Annotated in this window: 29 protein-coding genes and 3 pseudogenes; 15 read left to right on the top strand and 17 right to left on the bottom strand. The window is 68.1% G+C overall.

The window, feature by feature from the left end; genetic code table 11:
- Positions 1-123: 123 nt before the first annotated feature.
- Positions 124-1395, bottom strand: coding sequence for an FAD-binding protein (locus ONA70_RS02390; RefSeq protein WP_265004639.1), 1272 nt, complete (start codon positions 1393-1395; stop codon positions 124-126).
- Positions 1392-2123 (bottom strand): hypothetical protein, encoded by a 732-nt coding sequence (locus ONA70_RS02385; protein WP_265004638.1) that lies wholly within the window; start codon positions 2121-2123, stop codon positions 1392-1394. Before ONA70_RS02385 ends, ONA70_RS02390 begins: the two co-directional genes overlap by 4 nt.
- A 139-nt stretch (positions 2124-2262) precedes the next feature.
- On the opposite strand from ONA70_RS02385, the gene ONA70_RS02380 reads away from it, so the two are divergent.
- Both ONA70_RS02380 and ONA70_RS02375 read left to right on the top strand, forming a co-directional pair.
- Entirely contained in the window at positions 2263-2571 is a 309-nt protein-coding gene (locus tag ONA70_RS02380) for an ArsR/SmtB family transcription factor (RefSeq protein ID WP_265004660.1), read from the top strand.
- Between the two features lie 3 nt (positions 2572-2574).
- On the top strand, positions 2575-3114 hold the full coding sequence (locus ONA70_RS02375) for an SRPBCC family protein (protein ID WP_265004637.1): 540 nt from the start codon (positions 2575-2577) through the stop codon (positions 3112-3114).
- 45 nt (positions 3115-3159) lie between these two features.
- Here ONA70_RS02375 and ONA70_RS02370 read toward each other — a convergent pair whose 3' ends face one another.
- On the bottom strand, positions 3160-4341 hold the full coding sequence (locus ONA70_RS02370; RefSeq protein WP_265004636.1) for an FAD-dependent monooxygenase: 1182 nt from the start codon (positions 4339-4341) through the stop codon (positions 3160-3162).
- A gap of 70 nt (positions 4342-4411) precedes the next feature.
- Here ONA70_RS02370 and ONA70_RS02365 point away from each other — a divergent pair, with 70 nt between their 5' ends.
- On the top strand, positions 4412-4993 hold the full coding sequence (locus tag ONA70_RS02365) for a TetR/AcrR family transcriptional regulator (RefSeq protein WP_265004635.1): 582 nt from the start codon (positions 4412-4414) through the stop codon (positions 4991-4993).
- Between the two features lie 107 nt (positions 4994-5100).
- Here ONA70_RS02365 and ONA70_RS02360 read toward each other — a convergent pair whose 3' ends face one another.
- Both ONA70_RS02360 and ONA70_RS02355 read right to left on the bottom strand, forming a co-directional pair.
- Positions 5101-6138: a hypothetical protein gene (locus tag ONA70_RS02360; protein WP_265004634.1), complete on the bottom strand. Its 1038-nt coding sequence runs from the start codon at positions 6136-6138 to the stop codon at positions 5101-5103.
- Complete coding sequence (locus ONA70_RS02355; protein ID WP_265004633.1) at positions 6138-6407, bottom strand: hypothetical protein; 270 nt, start codon at positions 6405-6407, stop codon at positions 6138-6140. The genes ONA70_RS02360 and ONA70_RS02355 overlap by 1 nt, the downstream gene beginning before the upstream one ends.
- 950 nt (positions 6408-7357) lie before the next feature.
- Here ONA70_RS02355 and ONA70_RS02350 point away from each other — a divergent pair.
- From ONA70_RS02350 to ONA70_RS02340, 3 genes and pseudogenes are all read left to right on the top strand, one after another.
- Positions 7358-8527: pseudogene (locus ONA70_RS02350) on the top strand (quaternary amine ABC transporter ATP-binding protein); the annotation flags it as partial.
- An 80-nt stretch (positions 8528-8607) separates the two neighbouring features.
- Positions 8608-9501 carry an ABC transporter permease gene (locus ONA70_RS02345; protein ID WP_265004631.1) on the top strand — a complete coding sequence of 298 codons (894 nt, stop codon included), beginning with the start codon at positions 8608-8610 and terminating at the stop codon, positions 9499-9501.
- Between the two features lie 76 nt (positions 9502-9577).
- Positions 9578-10465 carry a glycine betaine ABC transporter substrate-binding protein gene (locus ONA70_RS02340; RefSeq protein ID WP_265004630.1) on the top strand — a complete coding sequence of 296 codons (888 nt, stop codon included), beginning with the start codon at positions 9578-9580 and terminating at the stop codon, positions 10463-10465.
- A gap of 82 nt (positions 10466-10547) precedes the next feature.
- Here the strand turns inward: ONA70_RS02340 and ONA70_RS02335 are convergent, their stop codons facing one another.
- Positions 10548-10934: a hypothetical protein gene (locus tag ONA70_RS02335; protein ID WP_265004629.1), complete on the bottom strand. Its 387-nt coding sequence runs from the start codon at positions 10932-10934 to the stop codon at positions 10548-10550.
- A 210-nt stretch (positions 10935-11144) separates the two neighbouring features.
- On the opposite strand from ONA70_RS02335, the gene ONA70_RS02330 reads away from it, so the two are divergent.
- The 5 genes from ONA70_RS02330 to ONA70_RS02310 all read left to right on the top strand — a co-directional run bounded on the left by ONA70_RS02330 (position 11145) and on the right by ONA70_RS02310 (position 14988).
- Entirely contained in the window at positions 11145-11678 is a 534-nt protein-coding gene (locus ONA70_RS02330) for a ribbon-helix-helix protein, CopG family (RefSeq protein WP_265004628.1), read from the top strand.
- Between the two features lie 76 nt (positions 11679-11754).
- Positions 11755-12594: a DUF4097 family beta strand repeat-containing protein gene (locus ONA70_RS02325; RefSeq protein WP_265004627.1), complete on the top strand. Its 840-nt coding sequence runs from the start codon at positions 11755-11757 to the stop codon at positions 12592-12594.
- 30 nt (positions 12595-12624) lie between these two features.
- On the top strand, positions 12625-13584 hold the full coding sequence (locus ONA70_RS02320; protein ID WP_265004626.1) for an ATP-binding cassette domain-containing protein: 960 nt from the start codon (positions 12625-12627) through the stop codon (positions 13582-13584).
- Positions 13581-14420: an ABC transporter permease gene (locus ONA70_RS02315; protein WP_265004625.1), complete on the top strand. Its 840-nt coding sequence runs from the start codon at positions 13581-13583 to the stop codon at positions 14418-14420. The genes ONA70_RS02320 and ONA70_RS02315 overlap by 4 nt, the downstream gene beginning before the upstream one ends.
- Before the next feature lie 100 nt (positions 14421-14520).
- On the top strand, positions 14521-14988 hold the full coding sequence (locus ONA70_RS02310) for a hypothetical protein (RefSeq protein WP_265004624.1): 468 nt from the start codon (positions 14521-14523) through the stop codon (positions 14986-14988).
- A gap of 43 nt (positions 14989-15031) precedes the next feature.
- Here ONA70_RS02310 and ONA70_RS02305 read toward each other — a convergent pair whose 3' ends face one another.
- The 5 genes from ONA70_RS02305 to ONA70_RS02285 form a co-directional block, all read right to left on the bottom strand.
- Positions 15032-15280 (bottom strand): hypothetical protein, encoded by a 249-nt coding sequence (locus tag ONA70_RS02305; protein WP_265004623.1) that lies wholly within the window; start codon positions 15278-15280, stop codon positions 15032-15034.
- 298 nt (positions 15281-15578) lie between these two features.
- Positions 15579-16064, bottom strand: coding sequence for a hypothetical protein (locus ONA70_RS02300; protein ID WP_265004622.1), 486 nt, complete (start codon positions 16062-16064; stop codon positions 15579-15581).
- A 249-nt stretch (positions 16065-16313) separates the two neighbouring features.
- Positions 16314-17060 (bottom strand): cytochrome c biogenesis CcdA family protein, encoded by a 747-nt coding sequence (locus ONA70_RS02295; RefSeq protein WP_265004621.1) that lies wholly within the window; start codon positions 17058-17060, stop codon positions 16314-16316.
- A 451-nt stretch (positions 17061-17511) separates the two neighbouring features.
- On the bottom strand, positions 17512-17703 hold the full coding sequence (locus ONA70_RS02290) for a DUF397 domain-containing protein (protein ID WP_265004620.1): 192 nt from the start codon (positions 17701-17703) through the stop codon (positions 17512-17514).
- Positions 17696-18562 (bottom strand): helix-turn-helix domain-containing protein, encoded by an 867-nt coding sequence (locus tag ONA70_RS02285; protein WP_265004619.1) that lies wholly within the window; start codon positions 18560-18562, stop codon positions 17696-17698. Before ONA70_RS02285 ends, ONA70_RS02290 begins: the two co-directional genes overlap by 8 nt.
- Before the next feature lie 661 nt (positions 18563-19223).
- Between ONA70_RS02285 and ONA70_RS36810 the strand changes: the two genes are divergently transcribed.
- On the top strand, positions 19224-19625 hold the full coding sequence (locus tag ONA70_RS36810; RefSeq protein ID WP_406601130.1) for a helix-turn-helix domain-containing protein: 402 nt from the start codon (positions 19224-19226) through the stop codon (positions 19623-19625).
- Entirely contained in the window at positions 19613-19897 is a 285-nt protein-coding gene (locus ONA70_RS02280; protein WP_265004618.1) for a hypothetical protein, read from the top strand. Before ONA70_RS36810 ends, ONA70_RS02280 begins: the two co-directional genes overlap by 13 nt.
- A 152-nt stretch (positions 19898-20049) precedes the next feature.
- Here the strand turns inward: ONA70_RS02280 and ONA70_RS02275 are convergent, their stop codons facing one another.
- The 4 genes and pseudogenes from ONA70_RS02275 to ONA70_RS36805 form a co-directional block, all read right to left on the bottom strand.
- The gene (locus tag ONA70_RS02275) at positions 20050-20373 is read right to left on the bottom strand and encodes an STAS domain-containing protein (RefSeq protein ID WP_265004659.1); all 324 of its coding nucleotides are present in this window, start codon (positions 20371-20373) and stop codon (positions 20050-20052) included.
- 180 nt (positions 20374-20553) lie between these two features.
- A pseudogene (locus tag ONA70_RS02270) lies at positions 20554-21531 on the bottom strand (transposase); the annotation flags it as partial.
- Positions 21532-21719: 188 nt separating this feature from the next.
- Positions 21720-22214: a PadR family transcriptional regulator gene (locus ONA70_RS02265; RefSeq protein ID WP_265004617.1), complete on the bottom strand. Its 495-nt coding sequence runs from the start codon at positions 22212-22214 to the stop codon at positions 21720-21722.
- 123 nt (positions 22215-22337) lie between these two features.
- Positions 22338-22880, bottom strand: a complete 543-nt coding sequence (locus tag ONA70_RS36805) for a TlpA family protein disulfide reductase (RefSeq protein ID WP_406601129.1) — start codon at positions 22878-22880, stop codon at positions 22338-22340.
- A 638-nt stretch (positions 22881-23518) separates the two neighbouring features.
- On the opposite strand from ONA70_RS36805, the gene ONA70_RS02260 reads away from it, so the two are divergent.
- Positions 23519-23878, top strand: a complete 360-nt coding sequence (locus ONA70_RS02260) for a hypothetical protein (RefSeq protein ID WP_265004616.1) — start codon at positions 23519-23521, stop codon at positions 23876-23878.
- 56 nt (positions 23879-23934) lie between these two features.
- On the opposite strand, the gene ONA70_RS02255 is transcribed toward ONA70_RS02260, so the two are convergent.
- Both ONA70_RS02255 and ONA70_RS02250 read right to left on the bottom strand, forming a co-directional pair.
- A complete protein-coding gene (locus ONA70_RS02255; RefSeq protein WP_265004615.1) occupies positions 23935-24522 on the bottom strand; it encodes a glutamate ligase domain-containing protein in 588 nt (195 codons plus the stop codon).
- Positions 24523-24573: 51 nt separating this feature from the next.
- A pseudogene (locus tag ONA70_RS02250) lies at positions 24574-25307 on the bottom strand (UDP-N-acetylmuramoyl-tripeptide--D-alanyl-D-alanine ligase).
- A 348-nt stretch (positions 25308-25655) separates the two neighbouring features.
- Between ONA70_RS02250 and ONA70_RS02245 the strand changes: the two are divergent.
- Positions 25656-26306, top strand: a complete 651-nt coding sequence (locus ONA70_RS02245) for a hypothetical protein (protein ID WP_265004614.1) — start codon at positions 25656-25658, stop codon at positions 26304-26306.

The raw sequence follows: 26306 nt of genomic DNA, 5'->3' as shown, positions 1-26306 counted from the left end.
GCGCCAGGTGCCACAGAGGCGACATGTCACCAACTGGACATGCCCCGGCAAGCTCGACGATGTGCGGTGAGAGCGCGGAGGTGGCGGCCCCGCACGACCATCGTGACGGGTCGTGCCGGCGGCTCAGCCGCGGGGAAAGTACCGGTCCAGTTCCTCGGTGCGGAACTTCCCGGCCGGGTCGAGCTCGCGCAGCAGGGCCCGGAAGTCGTCGTACCGGGGGTAGGTGGCGGCCGGGTTCCGGGCGAAGAGCTTGCCCCAGTGCGGGCGCGGCGCGAACGGGGCCAGCCGCTGCTCCACCTCGGCCAGCACCGGCGCGACCGCCGCCGGGTCGCCGATCCAGGTGAAGTGCAGCGCGACGGTGTCCCGCTCGTAGTTGGGGCTGAGCCAGAGGTCGTCCGCCGCGATGGTGCGCAGCTCGCAGATCTGCAGCACGGCGGCGATCCGCTCGGCGGCCGGGTCCAGCGCGGCGAGCGCGGCGCCGGCGTTCTCCCGGCCGACGTGCCACTCGGACTGGAGTTCGTCGCCGCTGCTCGGGACGAAGCCGAGCCGGAAGTGCGGCAGCCGCTCGTGCCACGGCCCGGCCGCGCCGAACTGGATCGTGCAGTTCTCGGCCGGCATGCCGGGTACCGGGTGACACGCCGTGCCGGCGGCGGTCGTGTCCAGCCAGTCGGCGGGGGGTGGCGGCTGGTCGACCCGCTGCTTGAGCCACACCTGGTCCAGCCGGGACGACCGCCAGTCGGTGAAGACGCTCGCGCTGTACGCCCCGTCGAGCGCGGCGTCCAGCGCCGCCCGGGGCAGGTCGAGCCGGACGTACTGCCGGATGTCGAAGGTGGGCGTCACGTCGAGGGTGACCCGGGTGACCACGCCCAGCGCGCCGAGGTTGACCACCATCCCGGCGAACCGGGGGTCGGCGCGGTCCACGGTGAGCAGGTCACCATCGGCGGTGACCAGTTCCAGCCCGGCCACGGCGGTGGCCAGGTTGCCGTTGGCCCGGCCCGAACCGTGGGTGGCGGTGGCGACCGCGCCGGCCACCGAGATGTGCGGCAGCGAGGCGAGGTTTGCCACGGCGTACCCGTCGGCGTGCAGCACGGTGGCCAGGTCGCCGTAGCGCAGGCCGGCGGCGACGGTGACGGTGCCCCGGTCCCGGTCCAACGCGACGGTGGGCGGCAGCCCGGCGACGGAGACCAGGTCCCCGGTGGTGTCACCGAGCCGGTTGAACGAGTGCCCGCTGCCCACCGCCCGGATCCGGTCGGCCCCGGCGACCAGCCGGCGCACCTCGTCCACGGTGGCCGGCCGGTGCCGCCGCGCGGCGCGGTAGCGGACGTTGCCCGCCCAGTTGCGGTCGGGGGCCGGGGGCCGGTTCGTGGCGGGGGCGGGAGGGGCGGCGTCGGTCACGCGGGGGTCGTCCGATCGGTCGGCGTGTCGGTGTCGGTGAGGGCGGTACAGAGGGCGTCGAGCGCCGCGTCCACCTGGCCGGTGTTGTACCCGCGCAACGCGACCAGCAGGCCGGCGGCCCGGGCCTGTTCGATCTCGGCGCGGGCGGCCCGCCGCTCCGCCGGCCCGCCCTGGGCGAGCGCGTCCTGGGCGCGGCCCACCAGCCGGTCCACCGCACGGACGTCGTAGCCGCGCAGCCCGAAGGTGAAGTCGATGTCCGCGCCGGCGTACCGGGCGGCGAGCGGCGTACGCGCGTCGGTGAAGCGGCCGCCGGACCAGCGGGTCAGCGCCGCCACCACCTCGTCGGGATTCTCGCGTACCCCGGTGAGGTCGAGCAGTTCCACGGCGGGGCGCCCGTCCACCGGATGCCGCGCGGTGATCCGCAGGCCCGGGAGCCCGACGCCGGGCACGCCGACCAGCCGGGCCGCGCCGTCGAGGACGAGCGCGTCGAACTGCTCCCAGCGGTACGTCCCGCGCAGCCCGGGGCGGCGTACATCGAGCCCCTCGGGCCCGATGACGAAGCGGAACGGCCGCAGCGCGCCGACCAGCACCCGGCCGGCGATCAGCACGACGCCCACGGCGACCAGCAGGCGCAGGAACCCGTCGCCCGCCACGGCGAGCACCATCACCCCGCCGACCACGCAGCTGACGGCCAGCGGCAGGTTGCCCCGGCTCCGGTGCAGTTCCACGTCCCACCCCCGTCGTCGGCGCCGTCGTCCGGGTGCATCATCCGTCAAGGTGTCAAGCCGCGCCGGCCCCGGCCAGCTGGCCTGCGAGTGCGGCCTGTATTCCTTGATAGGCATATGAGCGAGGAGGCATATTGGCGTGGTGTCCGTCGACGCCTTCGCCGTCCTGGCCGAGCCCACCCGGCGCCGCATCCTCGACCGGCTGCGCCGGTCGGAGAGCAGCGTCGGTGACCTCGTGGACGCGCTGGGAATGAGCCAACCGGCCGTCTCGAAGCACCTGAAGGTGCTCCGCGAGGCCGGCTTCGTCACCTGTCGCACCGCCGCCCAGCAGCGGATCTACCGGATCGACCTCCGGCCGCTGCGGGCGGTGGACGACTGGCTCGGGCCGTACCGACGGATGTGGGCGGCGCACCTCGACGCCCTGGAGCGCCATCTCGACAGTCAGGAGTGACCGATGGACCGCGACAGTTTCCGACCCGGCCCGCTCGCCGAGGTCGCCCGCGTACCCGCCGACGAGGGCTGGGACCTGGTGTTCGTCCGGGACCTGCGGCACCCGCCGGAGAAGGTGTGGGCCGCGCTGACCGAGCCGGACCAGCTCGCCCAGTGGGCCCCCTTCCTGGCCAGCCGCGACCTCGGCGCCCCGGGCGAGGCGACCCTCAGCACCATCGACGGCAAGCAGAGCTATCCCGAGCAGGCGACGGTACGGCAGGCCGAGCGGCCGGCGCTGCTGGAGTACACCTGGGGCGACGCACTGCTGCGCTGGGAACTGACCCCGACCGACGCCGGCACCCGGCTGACCCTTCGGCACCGGATCAGCAAGCCCGACCTGGCCCCGGTGCTGGCCGCCGGTTGGCACCTCTGCCTGGACGTCGCCGGCCACCTGCTCGACGGCGACCCGGTCGGCCCGATCCGCGGCCGGGAGTCGATGGACTTCGGCTGGGACGACCTGCGCGCCGCCTACGCCGAGCGCCTCGATCCCCCTGGCCGTGGTTAACAGGGGACCCCTCCGCTACGCCAGGCGTTAAGAAGGGGCCCTTCCTTACAGGGTGATCGCGCTGGCCGCCGCGCGGATCGGTTCGGTCACCCGGCGGATCATCCGCTCCCGGCCAGGCAGGCGCGGCATGAGCCGCAGCATCAGCGTCTGGAACCGGATCTGCCCGGCCGAGCCGAGCACCATGCCCTTCAGGTTCCGCTCGGCGAGCTGCTGGTTCTGCTCGACGAACGGCCGCATCCGGCGCTCGTACGCGGCGAATCCGGCCGCCGGGTCGCCGGCCGCCTCCGCCAGCGCGTCCGCCAGCACGTACGCCCCGACCAGACCGAGGCTGGTGCCCTGCCCCGAGGCGGGCGACGCACCGTACGCGGCGTCGCCGACCAGCCCGATCCGGCCGGTCGACCAGTGCTCCATCCGGACCTGGCTCATCGCGTCGAAGTAGAGGTCCGGGGCGTCCGGCAGCGCGGCCAGCAGCTCCGGCACCCGCCAGCCGGCTCCGGCGAAGGCCCGGACCAGCGCCGCCCGCTGGCCGGCCACGTCCCGGTGGTCGGGCACCTCCTCGGGCGACGGGAAGAGGAAGAGCGCGCGGGCGTCCGGCGCGCCGGCGGTCCGGTAGACGCCGACGGTTCGTCCCGGCGCGGGGTGCATCAGCTCGACCCGCTCCTCGCCGAACTCGGCCGGCACGGTGCAGATGGCGATGTGGTGCCCGAGCGGGCGCAGGTACGTCGACGCGGGGCCGAAGGCCAGCCGCCGTACCGTCGAGTGCAGCCCGTCGGCGCCGATCACCAGGTCGAAGCGGCGGCTCGCCCCCCGCTCGAAGTCGACCTCCACCCCGTCGGCGGTGGGGCGCAGCGCGGCGATCGAGTCGCCGAAGAGGTACTCCACGTCGTCGGTCGCCGCCATCAGGATCTGGGCCAGGTCGCCGCGCATGATCTCGACGTCGTCGCCCTCCCGGCCGCCGAAGAGCGCGGCGTCCATGGTGGCCAGTTGCCGGCCGTCGGCGTCGACGAAGCGGGCCAGGCGCATCCCGGTGTCCCGCCCGCGCACCTGCTCGCTCAGCCCCATTCGGTCCAGCACGGTCAGGGCCACGCCCCGGACGTCCACCTTGTAGCCCCCGTCACGCGGCGCCGAGGCGCGCTCGACGACGGTCGGACGGAAGCCGTGGCGGCGCAGCCACCAGGCGAGAGCAGTGCCGGCGACGCCGGCGCCGGAGATCAGCACATCGGTCATGCCAGCGACAGTACAAGCGTGTTAGACAGTTGTGCAAGACGGCTGTCCAAAAATCCGCTACGCTCTGCCCATGGGAAATCGGGAGGACCTGCTCGCCGGAGCCAAGCGCTGCCTGATGGAGAAGGGCTACTCGGCCACCACGGCCCGCGATGTGGCCACCGCCGCCGGCACCAGCCTGGCCGCCATCGGCTACCACTTCCGCACCACAAAGGCGCTGCTCAACGAGGCGCTCTTCGCGGCGATGGCGGAGTGGGGCGAGGAACTGGAACGCGCCCTGGCCCACGACGCCGGCCCGGACGCGACACCCGCGCAGCGGTTCGAGGCGGCCTGGGAACGGATCATCGAGTCCTTCGCCCGGCTGCGGCCGCTCTGGGCCATCCAGTTCGAGTTGATCGCGCAGATGGACCGGTCACCCGAGCTGCGCGAGGCGTTCGCCGGCGTCACCCGGCAGGCCCGGCTCGGCCTCGCCGAGGTCTTCCACCGGCTCGACCCGGACGCCGACGAGGCCACCGCGCTCGCGCTCGGCGCCTTCCACCAGTCGCTGCTCGGCGGCGTGGCGGCCCAGTGGCTGGTCGACCCAGAGAGTGCGCCGTCGGCGCGGGAGCTGACCCGGGCGTTGCGGACCATCGCCGGGGAGTTCGGTCAGGGCTGACCGAGACCGGCCTCCCGAGCCCGCACGATGGCCTGGCTCCGGTCGGCGATTGGCGCCTCGGTCGGCACTGCCCGCGGCCGCCGGCGCGGCTCGCCACGCCATCCCGGTCACACGTACGGCTTCGTGGCGTACGCGGCCCGCAGGGCGGCCAGCCCGGTGTCCTTCGGGGTGAGCGTGCCCCAGCCCGAGTTGAAGTAGTTGGTCCGCACAATCCGGGGTCCCCGCTCGGCGTTGAGCTGGGCGATGGCCGGCGGCACGGTGGCGATCCAGGCGGCCTGGTCGGGGAACTCGGCCTTCCGTACCCCCCATTCGGCGATGAGCACCGGGCGGGAGAGGGCCACCGGGCCGAGGTCGGCCACCGCCCAGTCCTTGGTGCGGCGGAACCGGCCGAGCGCGGTGTGGGTCGGGTCGGTGGCGTAGACGTTCCACTGCAGGAAGTCCAGCTTCGCCATCAGCGCTTCCGGGTGGGTGCGCTGGTAGGCGGCCCGGTCGAAGCCGCCCGAGCCGACCGAGAAGGTGGTGCCGGCCGGCAGCGCGCGGGCCTTGAACCAGTTCACGACGTAGGTCATCGCCCGCACTGCCCGGGCGTCCGAGTCGGCCCAGTTGTACGCCACCCCCGACTCGGTGGTGCCGAACTCGTGGTCGGTGTCGAGTTCCGAGGCGAGCTGGATGTTCACCGGGAAGCCCAGGGTGCGGTACTGCGACAGGGCCCGGGCGAAGAGCCCGTCACAGAGCCCGGCGAGCACCTGCCCGTACCCGTACGCCTTCGGCCAGGTGGTCCCCGGGCGTTGCTGGATGGTCATCGCGGGGGCCGGCACGGTGTAGCCGACCCCGTCCACCGTGAAGGTCTGCGGCCCGGTGGTGGCCGCGCCGTAGTGCTTCAACTCCAGCACCATGTTGATCGCGAACCCGTTGCGGCCGAGCACGGGCAGCCAGGTGTTGTTGTACCCGGGGAAGCTGTGGCCGTCGGCGAAGCTGCGGTACTGGGTGAGCGAGCGGAAGTGGCCGCCGGCCAGGTCGGCCGTCGGGTCGGCGTTGCCGGCGAGGTAGTAGCCGCCCAGGACCGGCGGGGCGACCGTGTAGTCGGCGGTGGCGGTGGCGGCGTGCCCGGCCCGGTCCCGCACGGTGAGGGTGACCCGGGGCATCACGCCACCGCCCGGTAGACCGCCACCGTGCCGGTGTCGGAGACCTTCGTCCAGGTCCGGCCGGAGTCGTCGGTGAGCGTGACGGTCAGCGGGTCGATCACGGCGGTGGCCTTGGTCGGGGCGCTGCTGTTGCCCTGCGAGTCGGTCACCACGACGGTGACGGTGAGGGCCTTCGTGTCCGGGTCGCCGTAGGTGACCGTGAGGGTCATCTGGTCGCCCGGGGAGTAGGTCGAGGCGTTCAGGCTCGCGGTGACGGTGGGAGCGGCCATCTCCGCCCCCTCCTTCCTTGCTCGTACGCCCGGCACGCGCCGGTGCGCCCGGTCGACCGTTCCGGGGCGGTACGCGCCGGCGGCGTCGGCCGGAGGTGGTGACGTCCTTGTCCTGGCGTGGCCGGCACCGTCCACCAGGGACGGCGCCGGGCCGGGTCCGGCCGGGCGTGGACGCGGCGGGACGAGACCCGCCGGCGGCGTCACGGCCGCGCTCGGCAATGGCGGCGCCCGGCGTCGACGAAGGGCCGCCGCCGGAGCCGGAGGGATGCGTTGTGGCCCGCCATCCGCAACCTCTCCACCTGCATAAACAATGCGCCGGAAGGGTCCGGGCCGTCCTGTCGGCCATCCGTCGGCCGGGCTGTCCTCGATCCGGTTGCGCCGGCCGCTGTCTCCGGCCGGCGGCCCGGGTCAGCGGGCGGGCGGTGCCCGGCTTCGCCACCGCGGAAACGTCGGCATCGACTCCCACCCGTGCGCCAAAAATCCATCGTCGGCGATTTCTGGAACGGGCGACACGAATCCGTAATCGCAACCCGGGACCGACCGGAAGACGCGGCGGAGCTCAGATCGGAATATGACGAACGCATGACGGTTCTCTATCGAGGCCGTCAAATTCGGGGACGAACGGGGCCGACCGGCCGCCGGCCCGACGAGGGCCTCCCCGAACGGGACGATCAACGTAGGGAGCAGCAAACTCTGCCGACACCATGGCTGCGTCCAGCACGTCCGCGGTGCGCCCGGACGACCGGATTCGTCACCTCCGCAGCGCAAGAAATTGTGTGAAGATCCACATTTCCCGCAGTACGGGCTGGATTTGCGGCGATGACGTCGGTAGGTTTCTCGGCCGGCCCGTATGGCCCGCTGAATGTGACCGATGTTGATATGGACGGACCAGACGCGAAGATGGCCACCGATGGCGCAATCCGCCACCGGTTTCCGTCGGAGAGGGGATCGTGTCCGCGCTCGCAGTGAAGTCGCTCTACAAAATATTCGGCAATCGAGCTGACGAAGCGGTAAGACGCCTGGCTAACGGCGCACCCCGCGCCGAGGCCCTGGTCGGGCTGCCGACCACGGCCGCCGTGATCGACGCGAACTTCGAGGTACGCCCCGGCGAGATCTTCGTCGTGATGGGCCTCTCCGGCTCCGGCAAGTCGACCCTCATCCGGATGCTCAACGGCCTGCTGCGCCCCACCCAGGGCAGCGTGCGGGTCGACGGGGTCGAGCTGACCACGCTGAAGCCCGCGGCTCTGCGCAGGCTGCGCCGGGAGAAGATCAGCATGGTCTTCCAGCACTTCGCGCTCATGCCACACCGGACGGTGCTGGAGAACGCCGGGTACGCGCTGGAGGTCGCCGGCCTGCCCAAGGCCGAGCGGCGCGAGCGGGCGATGGAGGCGCTGCGCATGGTGGGTCTGGTGGAGTGGGCGGACAAGCTGCCGCACGACCTCTCCGGCGGCATGCGGCAGCGGGTCGGACTGGCCCGCGCGCTCGCGGCCGGCACCGACATCCTGCTGATGGACGAGGCGTTCTCGGCGCTGGACCCGCTCATCCGCCGGGAGATCCAGGACCAGCTCCTGGAACTCCAGGCCGAGCTGGGCAAGACCATCATCTTCATCACCCACGACCTCAACGAGGCCATGCGGCTCGGCGACCGGATCGCGGTGATGCGGGACGGCCGCATCGTCCAGATCGGCACCGCCGAGGAGATCCTCACCGACCCGGCCAACGGGTACGTGGCGCAGTTCGTCGCCGACGTGGACCGGACCCGGATCCTCACCGCCGCCTCGGTGATGGAGAAGCCGCAGCACGTGTTGGACGTCAACGCCGGTCCCCGGGTGGCCGCCAAGGCCCTGCGGGAGAGCCAGACCTCGGTGGTCTACGTGACCGGACCGATGAAGAAGTTCCTCGGCACCGTCACCGAGGACGAGGTGCTGCGCGCGCTCCGCGAGGGCCGGCCGAACCTGGACGGGTACGTCTCGACCGAGCGGGCCCGCACGGTCACCGAGGACACCGCGGTGGCCGACCTCTTCGCCGACTGCGCGGAGAGCCAGCACCCGGTGGCGGTGCTGGACGAGCGCGGCCGGCTGACCGGAGTGATCCCCCGGATCACCCTGCTCAGCGCGCTGGCCGCCGCCACCCCGGACGAGCCGGCGGACGCCCCGGCGCAGGACGACGTGGAACTGGTCGGTACGAAGGGAGAGTCGGCATGAGCGTCCCGCAGTCCCCGCTCGACGCCTGGCTGCCCCGGGTGCCGCTGGGCGCCTGGACCGAGTCGGCCGTCGACTGGGCCACCGGCAGCCTCGGCCCGTTCTTCGACGCGGTCGCCGCCGTGGTCGACGCCCTGGTGCGCCCGCTCAGCGACCTGCTGACCGGCGTACCGGCGGTGGTGGTCGTGGCGGTCCTGGCCGCGCTCGGCTGGTGGCTGCGCGGCTGGAAGTTCGGCCTCGGCACCGCGGTCGGCCTCGGCCTGGTGGCCGGCATGCCGTACTGGGAGGAGACCATGAGCACGCTCGCGCAGGTGCTCGTGGCCAGCGTGCTCGCGCTGCTGCTGGCGATCCCGCTGGGCGTCTTCATCGCCGAGAACAAGCGGGCCTCCGCGCTGGCCCGGCCGGTGCTGGACCTGATGCAGACCATGCCGGCGTTCGTCTATCTCATTCCGGCGATCTTCTTCTTCGGCATCGGCACCGTGCCGGGCGTGCTGGCCACCCTGGTGTTCAGCATGCCGCCCGGCGTCCGCCTGACCGAACTGGGCCTGCGCCAGGTCGACCAGGAGATCGTCCAGGCCGCCGAGTCGTTCGGCGCACCACCGTGGATGGTGCTGCTGCGCACCAAGCTGCCGCTGGCCCTGCCCACCATCATGACCGGGGTCAACCAGGTCATCATGCTGGCCCTGTCCATGGTGGTCATCGCCGGCATGGTCGGCGCCGGCGGCCTCGGCGACGTGATCATGTTCGCGCTGTCCCAGGTCGAGGTGGGCAGTGGCTTCGAGGGCGGGATCGCCGTCGTGGTCCTCGCCGTGGTGCTCGACCGGCTCACCGACTCCGTGGGCGACCGGTTCCCGTCCGCGCGGGCGCAGCGCCTCGCGCGGCAGGACGCCTGACCATCGCCCTCCGCCGGCACCCCTGTTCCCGCGTACGCGGGTCCGCCGGCAACCCCGAAACAGGAAGGGAATCCCTGTGTTCACGACCCTGAAGCGCGTCCTCGCGCTCGCGGTGACCGCCACCCTCGCCCTGGGCGGTGCCGCCGCCTGCGGCAACTCGTCGGACGGCGCGTCCGGCACCGGCAAGAAGATCACCATCGGCTACATGGCCTGGGACGAGGCGATCGCCGCGTCCCACCTGTGGCAGCACATCCTGGAGGAGAAGGGCTACCGGGTCCAGCTGAAGAACCTGGAGGCCGGTCTCGTCTACGGCGGTCTCGCCAACGGCGACATCGACCTGTTCCTGGACGGCTGGCTGCCTCAGACGCACGCCTCCTACCTGGCGAAGTACGGCGACAAGCTGGAGAAGCTCGGCGTCTGGCACGACGACGCCAGCCTGAGCATCGCCGTGCCGAAGTACGTGCAGGGCGTCGACTCCCTCGACGACCTGGCCGCCCAGGCGGGCACCTTCGGCGGGCAGCTGATCGGCATCGAGCCGGGCGCCGGCCTCACCAAGGCCACCCAGGAGAAGGTGCTCCCCGGCTACGGCCTGGACGGCAAGCTGAAGCTGAAGACCTCCTCCACCCCGGCCATGCTGGCCGCGCTGGACGGCGCGATCGCCGACAAGAAGCCGATCGCGGTCACCCTCTGGCACCCGCACTGGGCCTACGCCAAGTACGAGCTGAAGGACCTCGCCGACCCGAAGGGCACCCTCGGCCAGGCCGAGCAGATCAACACCTTCGCCCGCAAGGGCTTCGGCAAGGACTTCCCCGAGGTCACCGCGATGCTGAACAAGTTCAAGATGGACGGTCAGCAGCTCGGGTCCCTGGAGGACCTGATGTTCAACACCCACAAGGGTGACGAGGCGAAGGCCGTCGACGAGTGGCTGAAGGCCAACCCGGACTACCTGAAGGCGCTCGCCTGAGCACCGCATGACCACGAGGGGCCCCGCCGGTTCGGCGGGGCCCCTCGTGGCAGGTGAGGATAGATACCGCGGCGGTGCCGGGTCACACGCCGGTCAGTCGCCGACGGAGCAGGTGGGCGGCCAAGCTGACCACGCCGCTGCCGGCCGCCGTGCCGAGCAGCACCAACGCCGCGCCCACCGCCCACAGCCCGGATTCGTCGGTCGACGCGGCGTGCACCGCCCAGGGAACCGTGAAGGCGACCGCCATCACCGGCGCCACCAGCCACGGGCCGAGCCACCAACCGCCGACCGCGGCGACGACACCGAGCGTGAGCACGCAGCCGACCACCTGCCACACCGCGTACGGGCCGCTGGTCGCGCCGGTCTCCGGGTCGACCGTGTAGCCGGTCTCCCAGCTCAGCCAGGCGAACCAGGTGCCGACCGTCGCCGCCGCCAGGATCAGGCCGCCGAGCAGGGTACGCGTTGTCATGGTCCCCGATCCTTCCGTTCGCGCCGGCCAGGCACATGAGCCTTCGTACTCAGGGACCCGCCGGCGGACCTCCTCGTCCGGCGATCGAGCAGCGGCGTCCCCACGCTTGACCTGCGCTCTTTCATCCCGATACGTCAGGCAGCGCCAACACGACACCCGCTGGTGCCAAAATGGCTTGTTCGTGTGCCATCGATGTGCCATATTGGCACCATGGACTTGACCTCGTATGTGAGCAACCTCGGACGTGAGTTCGCCACGCTTGCCGAAGCCGGCGGTGAAGAGGCGCGTGCGCTGGTCGAGCGCCTGACCGGGTCGCTTGAGTCGGCGATCCGGATGACGCTGCTGGACGCGCTGTCGGGCGCCGCCGACGAGATCACCCGGGACCTGGCTCCGGGTTCGGTGGAGCTGCGCCTGCGCGGGCGGGATCCGAGCTTCGTCGTGACTCCGCCACCCGCCGAGCCGCTCGGGCTCGCGGCCGAGGACACCGCGGCGACGGTCGGCGGCGCGCCGGACAGCGATCTGCTGATCGCCGAGGACGGCCCTGCCGCCCGGATCAACGTACGCATGCCCGAGCAGCTCAAGGCCGCGATCGAGGAGGCCGCGGCCAAGGAGGGGCGCTCGGTCAACGCCTGGCTGGTCCGGGCGGCCGCCGCCGGCCTGCAGCGGTCCGATCGCGATCAGCGTCCCGAGCCACGCGGCGGCGGGAAACGGACCAAGCAGGGCTTCACCGGCTGGGTGCGCTGACCGCACCGCACGCCTTCCTTCCACCACGTCCCCGACCAGCGGGGGCGACTCACCTACCCATGATGCGGGGACAACCATGCCTACTTTCGAGACGCCCAAACCGATCTCCGTCACGCTCGAATTCGGCGTCGGCTACGTGCGGATCGCCGCGAGCGACCGCACGGACACCATCGTCGAGGTCCGGCCGAGCGACAAAACCGACGAGTCCGACGTGCAGGCCGCCGCGCAGGTCCGTGTCGACTACACCAACGGCATGCTCCAGGTCACCGGCCCGAAGCGCACTTTCGACTTCTCGAAGAAGAGCAGGTCGGTGGACGTTTCCATCGAACTGCCCAGCGGTTCCCAACTGTCCGCTCACCTGCAGATGGGCGACATCCGCTGTGCCGGCCGGCTCGGCGAGTGCCGGGTCAAGACCACCGGCAACGTCGGGTTCGAACGAACCGGCCCGCTGCGACTGCATACGGGTATCGGTCACGTCACCGTCGACGGCATCACAGGCAACGCCGAGATCTCCACCGGTTCCGGCAAGATCCAGATCGGCGAGGTCGAGGGCGCCGTGGTGGTCAAGAACTCCAACGGCGACACCACGATCGACGCGGTCACCGGCGACGTGCGGGTGCGCAGCGCCAACGGCGCCATCGACGTCGAGCGGGCCGGCGCCGGCGTCGACGCGAAGACGTCCAACGGCAGCATCCGCCTCGGCGAGGTGGTCCGCGGCTCGGTCGTCCTCGGCACCGCCGCAGGCGACCTGGACATCGGCATCGCGGCGGGCACCGCCGCCTGGCTCGAGGTCAACACCGGATTCGGGCACGTGCGCAACCAGCTGGAGAGCACCACCCGGCCCGACGAGACCAACCAGACCGTCGAGGTCCGCGGCCGCACCTCCTACGGCGACATCACCATCCACCGCTCCTGATCCACTTCCAGCCCCGGAGGAAGGGAAACCATGACCATCACGCAATCCCGCCCGGCGATCGCCGCGACCGGGCTACGGAAATCGTTCGGCGACCACGTCGTGCTCGACGGTCTCGATCTGAACGTGCCACGGGGAAAGGTCTTCTCGCTGCTCGGCGCGAACGGCGCCGGGAAGACCACCACGGTCAAGATTCTGTCCACTCTGATCAGTGCCGACGCCGGTGACGTCCAGGTCGCCGGGCACGACCTCGCCCGCGAACCGGACTCGGTGCGCGCCGCCATCGGCGTCACCGGCCAGTTCTCCGCGGTGGACAACCTGCTCACCGGCGAGGAGAACCTGCTGCTGATGGCGGATCTGCACCACCTCGCCCGGGGCGAAGGCCGCCGGCGCGCCGCCCAGCTGCTCGAACAGTTCGACCTGACCGAGGCGGCAAGGAAGCCGGCATCGACCTACTCCGGGGGCATGCGGCGGCGGCTCGACCTGGCGATGACCCTGGTCGGCAGCCCGCAAGTGATCTTCCTCGACGAGCCGACCACCGGACTGGACCCGCGCAGCCGCCGGAACATGTGGCAGATCGTCCGGGACCTGGTGGCCGGCGGCGTCACCATCTTCCTGACCACGCAGTACCTGGAGGAGGCCGACGAGCTGGCCGACCGGATCGCGGTCCTCGACCACGGCCGGGTGGTCGCCGAGGGAACCGCGGAGGAACTGAAGCGCCGCATCCCCGGCGGGCACGTTCGCCTGCGGTTCGCCAACCCGCAGGGCCTCGACGCGGCCATGCGCGTACTGGGTCAGGCGTCGCGCGAGAACGACGCGCTCGCCCTGCGGGTGCCCAGCGATGGCAGCCTGCGCTCGCTGAAGACCCTGATCGGCCGGCTCGACGACCGCGCCATCGAGGTCGACGAGTTGTCCGTGCACACCCCCGATCTCGACGACGTCTTCCTCGCCCTCACCGGCAACCCCACCCACGAAGAGGTGACCACTCGATGAGCGCCCCGGCCCTCACCGCCTCGGCTCCGGCGGGCCTCCGTTTCCATCCGCTACGCGACTCGGCGACGATGCTGCGCCGCAACCTCAAGCGCATGCTGCGGTACCCGTCGATGACCGTGATGCTCGTCGGGATGCCCGTCGTCTTCCTGCTGCTGTTCGTCTACGTGCTCGGCGGCACGCTGGGCGCCGGGCTCGGCGGAGCGGCGCACAGCGGCGCGGCCGGCGGGCGCGCCGCGTACGCCAACTACGTCGCTCCCGCGATCATCCTGATGACCGTGGCGGCCACGGTCCAGGGGACCGCGATCTCGATCGCCATGGACCTGACCGAAGGCATCATCACCCGGTTCCGCACCATGCACATCGCCCGCGTCTCGGTGCTGACCGGACACGTCCTGGGCAGCGTGATCCAGGCGATGTTCAGCCTGGCGGTCGTGATCGGCGTGGCGTTGCTGGTCGGCTTCCGGCCCACCGCCGGGCTGGGCGCGTGGCTGGCCACGGCCGGTTTCCTGGTGGCGGTGACCTTCGCGCTCGTCTGGTTGTCCGTCGCGCTCGGCCAAGTGAGCAAGAGCGTCGAGACCGCGAGCAACCTGCCCATGCCGCTCATTCTGCTGCCCTTCCTCGGCAGCGGGTTCGTCCCCACCGACTCCATGCCGGCCGGTCTGCGCTGGTTCGCCGAGTACCAGCCGTTCACGCCGATCATCGAAACCCTGCGCGGCCTGCTGATGGACAAGCCGATCGGGAACAACGCGTGGATCGCGCTCGTCTGGTGCGCCGTCATCGCGCTCGGCGGATACCTGTGGTCGAAGCGGCTGTTCAACCGCGAGTCCTCCCACTGACAGGAACGGTGATTCCCACCGCTGTCGGCGGCACGGTCAGGAGACGGGCAGAGGTGATCGACGCATCCGCCCTACCCCTGATGCCTGGCAGACTGACCGCGTGACGGATGAGCACGGCCAAGACGAACCCGGCACCGACCAGTCGCCAGGGACACCAACTCTGAAAATCGCGAGGCAGTTGGCAAAGGAGTTGGCAGGGGTGGCGACTGTGGAGGTCGACCGCATCGAGGGCGGGATATCGGTGGGCGTCACACCACGTAATCCCGATGCTCGCGCCTTCGGATGGACCGACTTCTCCGATGAACTCATCCTGGGAGTCGGTGACCACGGCGGCCGATGGGAACTGGAAGCCGGCCCTGAAGATTTGGCCCTACTCGAAGACATCGCTCGCTCAGTGATCGCCGGCAGGGTCCGGGAGGTCTTTGCTCCGGGCCGCTCGGCCGTCTCGGTCACCCTCGCCGATGGATCAGTGGAGACCGAGATCGGAGGCGAAGCGCCAGCAGGCTGCCTGCCGCTACCCTTCTGGCGGCGTTGGTCCCGCAGCGTCCAGTACGCCCCGTACAGGTAACCGGCTATGACGGCCCATCGGACTCAGCCGGGCGCTCGGCCTGCTAGGTGGCGTGTCCCTTCAGCAGGTATCCGGTCCAGTAGATCGCGAACACGATCAGGAAGCACGTGAAGAACACTCCCGAGATGATGCTCGCGAAAACGAGCGCCTTTAGGCTGTCGGCCTGTGCGTGTGCGAAGAATCCAGCGATGCCCAAGACCAAGAAGATGATCATGTAGATGGGCAGCCTTCGACTGTCGGCTGGGTGAGGCACGCGAGGCAGCCGGGGGGCGCGAGGGTCGCTGCTGATCACGCCGTGAGTATCAGGGACGCGCTCGGTGCAAGCTAGCGGATCTCTGAGGCCGGGGCCGGGGCCAGTCCGGACTGAGGGCATCGGTCCGGATCTTGATGCCGTTCGACCGGGTCGCCGCCAGCATGGCTGACCAGGGCGCTTCCGTGGTGGGGCGGGCGGGACTCGAACCCGCGACCGAGGGATTATGAGTTGAATCCCGTTAATCTTTGGGCATGATCGCGAGTCCGTAGGGGTGCCTATCTGTGCAGGTCGGCACCCCTACGGCTGCTTCTCAGGGGGTTTACATGTCGGCTGGTTCTCAACCGTCCGGGCTCACATCGGGCTCACATTCGGCGCATGTGCCGAGCTGGCTGCCGTCAGAAGGTGTCCTTGCTGACACCATTGAAGACATTGACGCCGTCGACGTAGACGTATCCGTAGTTGCGGTAACGGTGGCCCGATAGCTTCGGGGCGGAGATGTTCGGGTGGTGGCCGAGGTAGAGTCCTGGTTCCCACTGTTTGCGACCCAGTTGCCAGTCGTGGTGTCGAGCAGCCTGTAGTAGGTGTAGCAACTGCTGCCGAGGCTGCCACGGCTGTTGATGTAGAGGTCCCCGAACACAGTCACGCCGTTGTCGGAGGAGCAGACGCCCACGTTCCAGGGTGACCCGCCGGTGAGGCATCCTCCGCCCGCGAGCGGACCTGGCGAGGCCTGCGCCGCTACCGGTGCTGCGGTGACCGTGATCGCTGCTGCGGACAGCGCTGCCAGGGTGGCCAGTCGAAGCCGGCGAAGATCGAACTTGCCCATGAGTCCTCCCGTGGATGGGTGTCGATGCGTCACCGACAGTAGATGCGGAAGTTGCGCTCCGCAACCCCTGTGAGTTCGCTTGAGTGCCTAGAGGCGGAGGGGTGGTATTTCGACGCCTCGCGCAAGATCAATTGAGCTCTGCATCGCATAACGGGATGTGCCGCATTTATGTCCAGTTGTAACGCTCGTGGCACAAATGCTTGGGAGCAGCCACTTTGGTGGCCCTCTGTGGGCTGATGCGACACCTTATTAAACGAGCACGTCAAAAGTCGAAAAAGCTGCTCTCAGCCAGATGGTGAACGAGTTCCATGCGCCAGTCGCCAACGCTATCCCTACGGCAATCAGCAGCAATCCGCCAACTTTGGAGACAACTCCATTGTGTCGACGGATGAATCGGAAAACTCCCAGGAGGCGACGGAAGTAGATGGCGAAGATGAGGAAGGGGACGCCGATTCCTGCGCAGTAGGCGGCGGCGAGCATGAGCGCACGCTGCTCGGTGTGGTTAACGATTGCAAGTTGCATCACCGCCCCAAGTGTCGGCCCGACGCAAGGAGTCCACGAAAGTGCAAAGACAATGCCGACGAGCGGTGCCGACCACACACCTACGGGGGGAAGTTTCCTAATTCGCCATTCGGTTTGGAGCTTTGGAATGAGGCCCATGTAAATTGCGCCGAGTCCTGCGACGAGCAAGCCACCGACGACCTCTATCATTCGCTGATGCGCAAATAGCGCTCTCCCTAATTGAGAGCCCATTACCAGCGTGGTAACAAAAACTAGTGAAAAGCCTGCAATGAAGAGCAGCGCACCTGCGACCACCCGCCCCCGGCGCTGTTGCTCTAGGTCTCGTCCGGTAAGCCCGGTGACGTATGCCACATAACCTGGAATCAGTGGCAGTACGCAAGGCGAGAGGAAGCTCGCCAGGCCCGCGAGAAGCGATACGAGGATCGCGAGGGGAAAACTTCCCGATAGGGCTATTTCGCCGAATTTCTCGCCCACCTTGGTCCTCACGGTCGCGCTGTTTGTGCCCGCTCATCGGCCTGGGCCTGCAAGGCATGGTAGCTGCCGGTTGGGTAGACCCCGCGTCTAGGGTATTCCGCCAATCTCACCTTGCGTGGCCGAAGATGCCCACCACCCCGGGCCACTCCGGGTTGTCTGTGGGGTAGCGCGCCCAGGTTGAGATCGGCCGGGCCCGGTAGGCTGGAATCGAAAAACGATCTCATGGTGGGAGCGGTCCACTAGTTGAATCCTGGTCGTGATTGAGGGTAACTGCTAGTCCATAGGGGTGGCCCTCTGTGCAGGTAGACCACCCCTATGGCTGCCCGTCAGTGATCGCCGTGCCGGCCAATGCGTGGGCGTCTGGCCTCACGGGGGCTCACCGCACCTGCGCCCTGGCCATACGTTCCCTGCTTGAGGTGGGCACTCGGCGGTTGGCGCGGCACCGAGAGGGCTACTTTGCCGTCTTGGTGAAGCGAAGGAAGGCTTCCCAGCCAGCGGGGGTGAAGACCAGCGCCGGCCCGTGCTGGTCTTTGCTGTCCCGGACGGCAACGAGGCCTGGGAGGTTCGCGGCTACCTCCACGCAGTTGCCCTGAGAGCTGCTGCGGCTGCTCTTCCGCCAGACTGCGCCGGTCAGATTAGTCATGATACCTCTCCTTGATTCCTTGCATTATTTTGTGGGACTCCTCCACGCTCAATGCCTGAGACGTGAGGGTGTTCCAAACCTCGGCATACGCTCTGACCTCTTCAAGGCGATCGATGTAGAGCGCTCCCGAGAGCCCCTCGTTATAGACGGTTGTCGGCTCGGCAGACCGAGCACCATTCGTCGGGAAATCTAGAATGACGAAGCTACCGGCAATGGCTACCTGGCTCAGTCTCTTGTTCAGTGGTAGGAGCCTGACGGACACGTTGGGTGCCTCGCCGGCTTCCATGAGTCGATCTATCTGCCCGGCCATGCCCGGCACGTTCGCGTGTAGTAGCGCCTCCTCAATGATCACTTCCAACGAGGGAGCTGCTGGCCTCTTTCGGACTAGGAGACGTTGACGCTCCGTGCGGAGTCCAACGAGCTTGGCAACCTCTTCGTCGGTGACACCTGGTCGAGTCCGTACTACCTCAGCGGCGTAGTTGGGTGTCTGCAACAGGCCGGGCACCAGAGCATGTTCGTAGGTCCGTATCCGGCTGGCCGCAGACTCAAGCCCTACGTACAGCTCAAACCATCGAGGGATGATCTCCCCGTAGGCGTGATACCAGCCCTTGCTCTTGGACTCCTTGGCCAGACTGATCAGAACTTCGGTCATCTCCGGTGAGGCCCCGTACAGGCGGCACATCTGGTCAACGTCGAGCGCGCGTACGGGAGTCTGCCCCGACTCGATGCGGTACATCTTGGCCCGCGACCATTCAAGATCAGAGGCCGCAGCTTCCAGGCCGATGCCGGCTTGCTCCCGGGCCTGCCTAAGCAGCCGGCCAAGCTCCCGCCTCGGCACCGTCGATCCCGCTTCGCTCATCGGCACCATCCTCCCTGTCTCATCCTGACGCGTCATTCGACTTGCCGTGAGACGGCTCTTGCATCATCGCCCGCTAGGCGCGTCTCTGCGCGATCGTCTCGTCTGGAGTGTTGCACGGCGCATCGATGCCGCCGGATCGTAGCTGGCAGCGAGCCTGGTAGACGGAGGCCGGAGGTGACTTGGATGCCCCGATGGAAGTGGTTCCAGCGCGAGCGGGAGCCGGTGGACGTGGTAGATCGCTCGGCGTATGCCCACCGTGGCGGTGCCTACGGCGGCCATCTCCGTCCAACGCCCTCGTGGAACGCCCCGACGATGCCACTGGCCCAGGATCGGCCCCTGCTGACGCGGGGTGGCACGTGGCGCGCCGATCACGCGGCCCGACGGCCACGTGGGGATCGGCTGTGAGCGTGGAAACGCCGCAGCCTGCACCACCGTTCGCCGTGATGATGGCAGGCTTCGTCGTGGACTTCCATCACCGAAACGTGTGCTCCCGCTGCCAGGCCGACGGTAGTTGTCCCCGGCTGGTGCGCGCTGGCGAGACCCTGAGGGCTTGGAGAATCAAGAACGGACGGATAGCCGGGTTGATGCCGACGCACACCGCTGCGGAGGGCGCGCCGGGTGGGCCGCGGGCTGGTCGGTCTGATGGGGGCGGTGGCCGGCGGTGACAGCTTCCGTCTTGGCCGCGCTCGCGGCTCCCAGCCGGTTGAATGTGGTGACGCCCGATGCGGTGGCGGAGTCTCGCCGGACGTTGGGGCGTGTCCTTGCGGAGGCGCGGGTAACGCAGGATCGGTTGGCGGTGCTGGCGCGTTGGTCACGCAGCACCATCGCCAATGTGGAGGTGGGACGCCAGTGCGCGCCTCGTGAGTTCTGGAAAGCCTGTGACGTGGTGTTGGGGCTGGAGGGCGCGCTACTGGCGGCGTGGGGCCGCACGGACGCCCTGGCGCGCCGGCTTCGAGAGCAGGAGACAGAGGCGCAGATTCGGCAGCTCCTCGCCCAGCCGGCCCCGGGGTGCGTGTGCCGTGAGCTGCACCGGCTGTTGGCGGAGTCGGGGTGGTCATCGTGACTCGCCGTCCGCACACGCCGATCCGGCCGATCTGGCTGTGCAGGGGTTGCGGCCACCCGTGGCCGTGCGGAGACGCCAAGTTGGCGCTACTGGCCGAGTACGAGCGGGATCGAGTGTGCCTGTTCGTCTATCTGGCCGGTCTGCTCGGCGAGGCGGCGGACGACCTGGGCAAGCTGCGGCCGGACGACGCGTGCAGCGACGCGGAACTGTTCGATCGTTTCCTGGGATGGCCGAGCCGGAGTCAATCCCGCGCTTCGGGTCACGCAAATTGATTCCCTTGGGGTTTGCCGGCTAGGCGTCTGGCCGCCGGCCGGCATCTTCGGAACCCATGAGATATGGCCATCTATGCCAGCGATGTCATTACTCACTGCAATGTGTCGGCCGTGAACGGGCAGGGGCGGGGTGGCCGGCGTAGCCCGAGGAACTATCGGTCCGCTGGGTCGAGCAGATACGACAGCCCGGTGAGTTCCACGATTCGGCGCACGCGTTGGCTAGGCGAGATGGTGAATTGGCGGTCTGACTTGTGGGCGGCGTTGGAGGTGTAGACGAGCGTGGCGGTCACGGTGGAGTCGATGAAGGTGACCGCTTGCATGTCGATGAGGAGGCGGGTGAGGCCGGGTCGCTGAAGCTCGCCGATGATCGCCTCCCGCACCTCCCGGTCGGCGGATAGATCGAGCTCTCCGGACAGCATGATCGTGCTGGTGTCCCCCAGCCGGTCGACGGTGTGCTGCCAGAGCGGCGCGCGCATCGACGCAGCGTACCCCGTCCAACGGCTCTGCGCCCCCACGCTCCCCGGCCAGCGGGGCGAGGGGGCGGCGGCACTGGTTGATGTCGTCTGCGATGGCGGGTGTGTCCCGTCCCTCGTCATCCGGGCAGGTGGCCTCGCCGCCTCCCGGGATCGCGCCGCTGACCTCCCGGGCGCGTGTCCGGCGGCGGTGTGCGGACGTTCGCGGCGGACGATGAACTGGGTCCCGTCGGGCCAGCCGGCAGCGTCGAGTAGGCCGGTGATCTCGCAGATCTCGGCATGCTCGCGCAGATCCCAATCGGTGTCGAGGGCGGGAACCCAGCCGGTGGCGGCCGTGATGGCCTGTCGGACGGGTTCGGTGATCGCGGCGCCGACGGAGAACCGGATGTCCAGGTGCTGCTCGCGCAGGCCGCGTATGTGGGCGAGGAAGCCGTGACTGGAACCGGCTGAATCACTGCGGATCAGGATCGGGGTGCCGTGCCGGTGCTCATCCGGGATCTGCGCCAGGGCCTGATCAAGGACGGTGATGTGATCGGCGGTGGTGTTGGACCCGGCCCTGCCCTCACGCAGCAGGCCGGATAATGCTTCGCCGGTGTTGTCCAGGAAGCAGAACAACGGGTGATACATGAATGTCTTCTTCCAGGTCCGCGTCGCTGACTCCTTCTCGGAATGGCAGAGCACGATCGAGGCGTCCATGTCCACGACCAGGCCTGCGACCGTCTGCCCGGCCACGCTGACCTGCGGGAAGGCTCGGTCGCGGGTCTCGGCGTGCTGGGCCCAGGCCACCTGCCACGCCTGAGCCCGCGCGGCCCGCAGTTCGGCCAGCAGCGTCTCGTCCAGTTGTGACAGCAGCCGCTACGCCGTCGGATCGGAGGCGACCGGCGCGAACAGGCCGGCCTGATCCCGTAGCGCCGCCAGATCGGCGATCGCTTCACCGCCGTCGGCGAGCATCACCGCCAGATCGACCGCAACGCGACCCGGATCGTGACCGCCCTGCCGCTGCCGCTGCCGCTGCCGCAAACCAGCACAAGCCAGGCCGAACGCGCTGGTCAACCCGGTCGCATCCGCCACATCGGCGAGCAGGCGGGCACCAGCGTGACCGACCACGCCTCGCCGGTCGCCGGTCACCACGATCTTCGGACGTGTTGCGGTAGCCTTCACCCAGCAAGTGCCTTCCGTGACGGGATGATCAGGACTCTCGACAAGCCCTATTTTCCCTGAACAGAAGGCACTTCTGCGTTTCCAGCCCAGCCCGTGGACAGCCCTTAACGAAGGGCCGAGTTAACGAAGGGCCGAGGCTAGAAGCCTTACAGGCTTGGGGGGGACTGCGTTATGGCCGTGTATGGGAATTACGACGATCCGTCGAGATGCAATCGAGAAAACTCCAGCCACTGAACCAGAGCGCGGTTCTGGAACACCCTAAAGCTGCTCCCAAGGTCAGCCTTCAGTTCATTTGACCTCTGCAGAACAATTTCCTCAGCTTCGTCAATCCGGCCGAGAGCCCAAGAAGTTGGCTTACCGCAGTGAAGCCCCAGAACTATTCGTTTCGGCAGGCTTGCCATGTCATCTTGCGGCACAAAAGGCATGTTCAGCCACTTATCTAGCATACTTCTTCCCTCCTCAGTGGCTTTGTATTGGAGCCTATCTGGCCCTTGATCTCGACCAATGGTTTGGCTCGCAAGAGCTTTCATTTTGGCCAATCTAGCTATGATTCTATAAAGTTGTCCGTAAGCAGGTGGTTTATCATCGGGAAACAGGGCTTGGAAAGCATTACGTAAGTCGTACCCGTGCATAGGCTTCACTGCAAGCAAGCCCAACGCAATGGCGTAGTCCTCTCTGATCACCCTCAACTCCAACTTTCTAGCGCCTAAGCCACCTGCAACCGCTCGAAAGCAGGTTCCGTAGGGCAAGGGCGTCACCTTACGAATCGTGCTGCTTGCCTGCATAACTTGAGGGCGCGTTAGGCCCTACTTCTCCGAGAGAGTCTGACTAAGAACATGCCGCAAATCGTCCCTCGCCACTCCGCCGACAATACGGGCGGACACCCGCCCACGGCGGTCCACGACTACTGTCCCTGGCTGTGGATTTGAGACGATGGCGCGATACTTCGCAGCAACCCTGCCTGGAGGATCGAAGATATTGGGGTAAGTCAAGTGGAATGCTTCTACAAATGATAGAGCCTTCGTCTCACTGTCATTGGAGTTGACGCCGACGAAGCTTACGCCCTCTTTGGCATACTCTTCATAAGTTAGCTGCAACTGGGGCGCTTCAAGGCGGCACGGAGCGCACCAGGATGCCCAAAAGTTGATAACCGTCGCGGGTGATTGCGATGCAAACGGATTGAAAACTTGAGGACTAGACAACAATCGTCCTGTGAACTCTGGCGCCGGAACCCGATCCTTCGGTTGAATTAGCCGTAGAGTAAGTTCATCAGATGCCTGCGGAGCATTGCCGCAACCCGTCACGCCTGCAAGCACAGCCGTCAGCGCCAGAAAACATCGCCGCTTCATTGACCAACCATTCGAGTCGTCTTGTACAGACTGATTGATTGTTATCCTACAGGTTCTGTGGATCCACGGGTGTTGCCGGACCGGGCCTGGGCGTTTCGCCTGGCGGGTAAGGCGTCGTGATGACCGCGTGCCAAAGGACCAGACCACTAGCGAAACGCCGCCCGCTCCGTTGGCCGCTGCGAAAGCCATAGCCCGAGCGGGTTTGGCGGCATGGGACAGAAACCGTCGCTGAACGGCCCAGAAAGGGCTACCCAAGCTGTCGCTCCAGACGCTTTTGAGAGACCGAGATCAATGAAAAGGCAATCAGCGTCTCGGCTACGAAGAGCACCTACGTTAAGGCCGCGCACGGTAGCCGTAGCGGCAAGCGTTCGACGACTAAGCCGGCCGACGCATCGTGATGGGCGGCAATTGGCATGCGGCGTCCCTTGCTTAAGCGACGATGTGGTTGCGGAATTCGCAGTTCTCGGGCAGGAATCTGGTCCTGTAGTTGGCCAGATTGCGAAACCCGGGTGCGAAGCCACAGTCGTGTCGCGGCTCTACACATCAAGGACCTGACCCTAGCCACTGGCCAACCGCTATTGACACCGCTGCCGCGCAGTGACACATTTCAGTTCCTCAATTTTAGTGGGAGGTTGTGCATGAAGACGGGGATCGGTCTGAAGCTAACGGCCGGGTTCGTGCTACTGGCAGGTGCCGTCCTAATTGCCCCGGCGCCCGCATATGCGGCCACCGCAACGAATTCCATCGGCTATGCATCGGATTTCAACTCGGGTAACGACGAACAAGCATGCAAAACGGTCAACACTAGTCGCAAGATTTATGGCCAATTCACTCGTCGCAATGGAAGTTCCGGTGAAACTGGCCACGACGCGAATTACACTCAGTGCGCTACGAGCCCCTACTACACGGGCGGTTCTAAAATCTATCGCATTCGGGTGTGCGAAGACATCTCTTTCCAGCCCGACCCTTGTTCTGCCTGGGTGAACACCGGATACTAGCGCATAGTCGCAACAATCTGCAGGGCCCAGCCGATTGGTTGGACCTTGCGATGCGCTCAGCCGTTTGAGATCGGCTGACATATCTTGGGAAGCAAAAGAGTGACGCCGACAAGGGTGCCGCCTGAGGTCGCGCTGTCCGAGCGAGTCTTATGCCTGGCGGTGACAGGGCCGGGTTCCTCGATCAGCTTGTCTGCGAGCTTGAGGAGCCCGGCGCTGTTGGCTGCCTTCACCAACACCACGTCGCCTGGCCGCAACCCGGCGGGCAGCAACTCCCACGCCTCGGCCACGCTGCCCGCACGGTCCACCGTCGTGCCGGTGCCCGCGGCTCCGTCCGCGTACTGCCCAGCGTCGGCTTGGCCGATCGCCACCAGCAACCCAGCCCCGACCTCGGCCACCTGCTGCCCGATCTCCCGGTGCACCTGTGCGGAGTGCTCGCCTAGCTCGGCCATCTCCCCGAGCACCGCGACCGCCCGCCGGCCATCCCCGGTGATCGCCTTCAACGCGCGCAACGCGGCCCGCATCGCATCCGGCGCGGCGTTGTAGGCGTCGTTGATGACCGTCACCCCATCCGGGCGAGTGCTGACCTGCATGCGTCCCGGCGACACCGCCTCGGCTCGTGACACCGCCTCGGCGACCGCCTCCATGGGGTGCCCCAGACCGAGGGCGACCGTTGCGGCGGCGAGTGCGTTAGACGCCTAGTGCAGCCCGTAGAGACGCAACCGCACCTCGGCGGCCTGACCGTCGTGCACGAGCCGGAACCCGGCGCGGCCCAACTCGTCCACGGTCACGTCTTCGGCGCGCACGTCCGCCGGGCCGTCGATGCCGTAGGTCAACACCAGGGCACCGGTGCGGCTCGCCATCGCGGCCACCGACACATCGTCGCCGTTGAGCACCGCCAACCCGCCGTCGCTCGCGTCGGGCAGCGCTTCCACGATCTCACCCTTGGCCTGAGCGATGTTCTCCACCGACCCGAACTCGCCAAGATGCGCGTGCCCAACGCGAGTGACGACGCTGACCGTGGGCGGGGCGATGCGGGTCAGATACGCCACGTGGCCAATGCCACGCGCACCATCTCCAACACGAGATAGCGGGTGTCGGCGGTGGCCCTGGTGACCGTGTACGGCAATCCAAGCTCGTTGTTGTTCGACGCGCGGTTGGCCACCGTCTCAACCCACGCGGGAAGCACCTGGGCGAGAATGTCCTTGGTCGAGGTCTTGCCGACTGATTCGGTCACCCCGATCACGGTGGTCTGCGGCAGCCGGTCCACGACCGCGCGGGCGAGTCGACCGTAGGCGGTGGGTACGTCCTCGACGACCACCGCCGGCACTCCGACCGGCCGTGACGCCAGCACCGCCGCCGCGCCGACCCCGATTGCCTGGGCGGCGTAGTCGTGCCCGTCGACGCGCTCACCCGGCAACGCCACGAACATGCCGCCGGCCTCAACGCGCCGGCTGTCGAACACGACGGGGGCGGTCACGGTGACGCCCTGGGGAGCGTCGTGGACGGTTCCGCCAACAACGGCCGTGATCTCTTGCAGAGTCATCGGAAGCACGTGATGAACTATCGTGTGCGGTCAGCGGAGCGAGGGCTGTAGCCGGATCGTGGATGTCTGTCCGCCGGCAGCTACTGGCATTAGCCCAACTGGCACGAGGCCAACTGTCGCTAGCGCTACTGGCACTATGCCAAGCTGTGTTTTATGTACCGCAATTCGCCTGCCGGTCGCCGGAGCGTCTGTGCTCGGCGGTCGACGCGTCGGCGCTTGCGTTCAGCGCCGTGGATGATGCCGAAGCCACGAACGCGGGCGGCCTGGGCGTCCTGGGCTGATGATCTGTATAACCTGCGGTCCGAGCTGGCCCACGATCAGGTGTGGCGCGCTCAGGCGGAAGGTGCGGACGCGCCGGTGATGGTGCTGCCGGTGGGTGATCCGGCCGTGCCGCTCGGCAAGCGTGCTGCCGAGCCTCGGGGGTTGTCGGCGGCGGCGCGGCGTCGTCGGGCGCTGGCCGATCAGGTGGCCAACACTCTTGCGAATCAGCCGACGATTGACCCGTGGCGCGCTGGGACGGACGTGCTCACGCAACAGGTGTTGCCGGCTCGGTTGGGCGATGATCCGGCGATGCGGCAACCGTTTGTCGATGCTGCCGCTGTAGTGGAACGGGGCGGGCCGGGTGTGCTGCGGATCGTTCCCGGAGACGGCGGGGTGGTGCTGCGGGTGCACGGGCCGTCGTGGTCGCTGGTGTTCCGGGTCAGTCCGATCGTCAACGCGATCGTGGTGTTCTTGGATGCGACGTCTCGCTACGGCTGGCGGGTCGAGGACGACACGGAGTCCCGGGAGCTGATCCAGGAAGCGGTGACGCGCGTGGTAGCTGAAGCGGCCCGCTATGGGTGGGGCGGGGACAAGTACGCGCGGCCGGTGGCACCGGTGGCCTGA

The organism is Micromonospora yasonensis (assembly GCF_026013475.1).
In the GTDB taxonomy this organism is placed as follows: Bacteria; Actinomycetota; Actinomycetes; order Mycobacteriales; family Micromonosporaceae; genus Micromonospora; species Micromonospora yasonensis.
The sequence above is the reverse complement of the archived record's forward strand: the minus strand, read 5'-3'. Positions and strand labels throughout refer to the sequence as shown.

Bases quoted from the DNA above. Each gene is read 5' to 3' on its own strand.
- ONA70_RS02375 (WP_265004637.1), top strand. From the start codon at position 2,575: ATGGACCGCGACAGTTTCCGACCCGGCCCGCTCGCCGAGGTCGCCCGC.
- ONA70_RS02370 (WP_265004636.1), bottom strand. From the start codon at position 4,341: ATGACCGATGTGCTGATCTCCGGCGCCGGCGTCGCCGGCACTGCTCTC.
- ONA70_RS02365 (WP_265004635.1), top strand. From the start codon at position 4,412: ATGGGAAATCGGGAGGACCTGCTCGCCGGAGCCAAGCGCTGCCTGATG.
- ONA70_RS02360 (WP_265004634.1), bottom strand. From the start codon at position 6,138: ATGCCCCGGGTCACCCTCACCGTGCGGGACCGGGCCGGGCACGCCGCC.
- ONA70_RS02355 (WP_265004633.1), bottom strand. From the start codon at position 6,407: ATGGCCGCTCCCACCGTCACCGCGAGCCTGAACGCCTCGACCTACTCC.
- ONA70_RS02345 (WP_265004631.1), top strand. From the start codon at position 8,608: ATGAGCGTCCCGCAGTCCCCGCTCGACGCCTGGCTGCCCCGGGTGCCG.
- ONA70_RS02335 (WP_265004629.1), bottom strand. From the start codon at position 10,934: ATGACAACGCGTACCCTGCTCGGCGGCCTGATCCTGGCGGCGGCGACG.
- ONA70_RS02330 (WP_265004628.1), top strand. From the start codon at position 11,145: ATGGACTTGACCTCGTATGTGAGCAACCTCGGACGTGAGTTCGCCACG.
- ONA70_RS02325 (WP_265004627.1), top strand. From the start codon at position 11,755: ATGCCTACTTTCGAGACGCCCAAACCGATCTCCGTCACGCTCGAATTC.
- ONA70_RS02320 (WP_265004626.1), top strand. From the start codon at position 12,625: ATGACCATCACGCAATCCCGCCCGGCGATCGCCGCGACCGGGCTACGG.
- ONA70_RS02315 (WP_265004625.1), top strand. From the start codon at position 13,581: ATGAGCGCCCCGGCCCTCACCGCCTCGGCTCCGGCGGGCCTCCGTTTC.
- ONA70_RS02300 (WP_265004622.1), bottom strand. From the start codon at position 16,064: ATGGGCAAGTTCGATCTTCGCCGGCTTCGACTGGCCACCCTGGCAGCG.
- ONA70_RS02290 (WP_265004620.1), bottom strand. From the start codon at position 17,703: ATGACTAATCTGACCGGCGCAGTCTGGCGGAAGAGCAGCCGCAGCAGC.
- ONA70_RS02285 (WP_265004619.1), bottom strand. From the start codon at position 18,562: ATGAGCGAAGCGGGATCGACGGTGCCGAGGCGGGAGCTTGGCCGGCTG.
- ONA70_RS02275 (WP_265004659.1), bottom strand. From the start codon at position 20,373: ATGCGCGCGCCGCTCTGGCAGCACACCGTCGACCGGCTGGGGGACACC.
- ONA70_RS36805 (WP_406601129.1), bottom strand. From the start codon at position 22,880: ATGAAGCGGCGATGTTTTCTGGCGCTGACGGCTGTGCTTGCAGGCGTG.
- ONA70_RS02260 (WP_265004616.1), top strand. From the start codon at position 23,519: ATGAAGACGGGGATCGGTCTGAAGCTAACGGCCGGGTTCGTGCTACTG.
- ONA70_RS02255 (WP_265004615.1), bottom strand. From the start codon at position 24,522: ATGGAGGCGGTCGCCGAGGCGGTGTCACGAGCCGAGGCGGTGTCGCCG.
- ONA70_RS02245 (WP_265004614.1), top strand. From the start codon at position 25,656: ATGATGCCGAAGCCACGAACGCGGGCGGCCTGGGCGTCCTGGGCTGAT.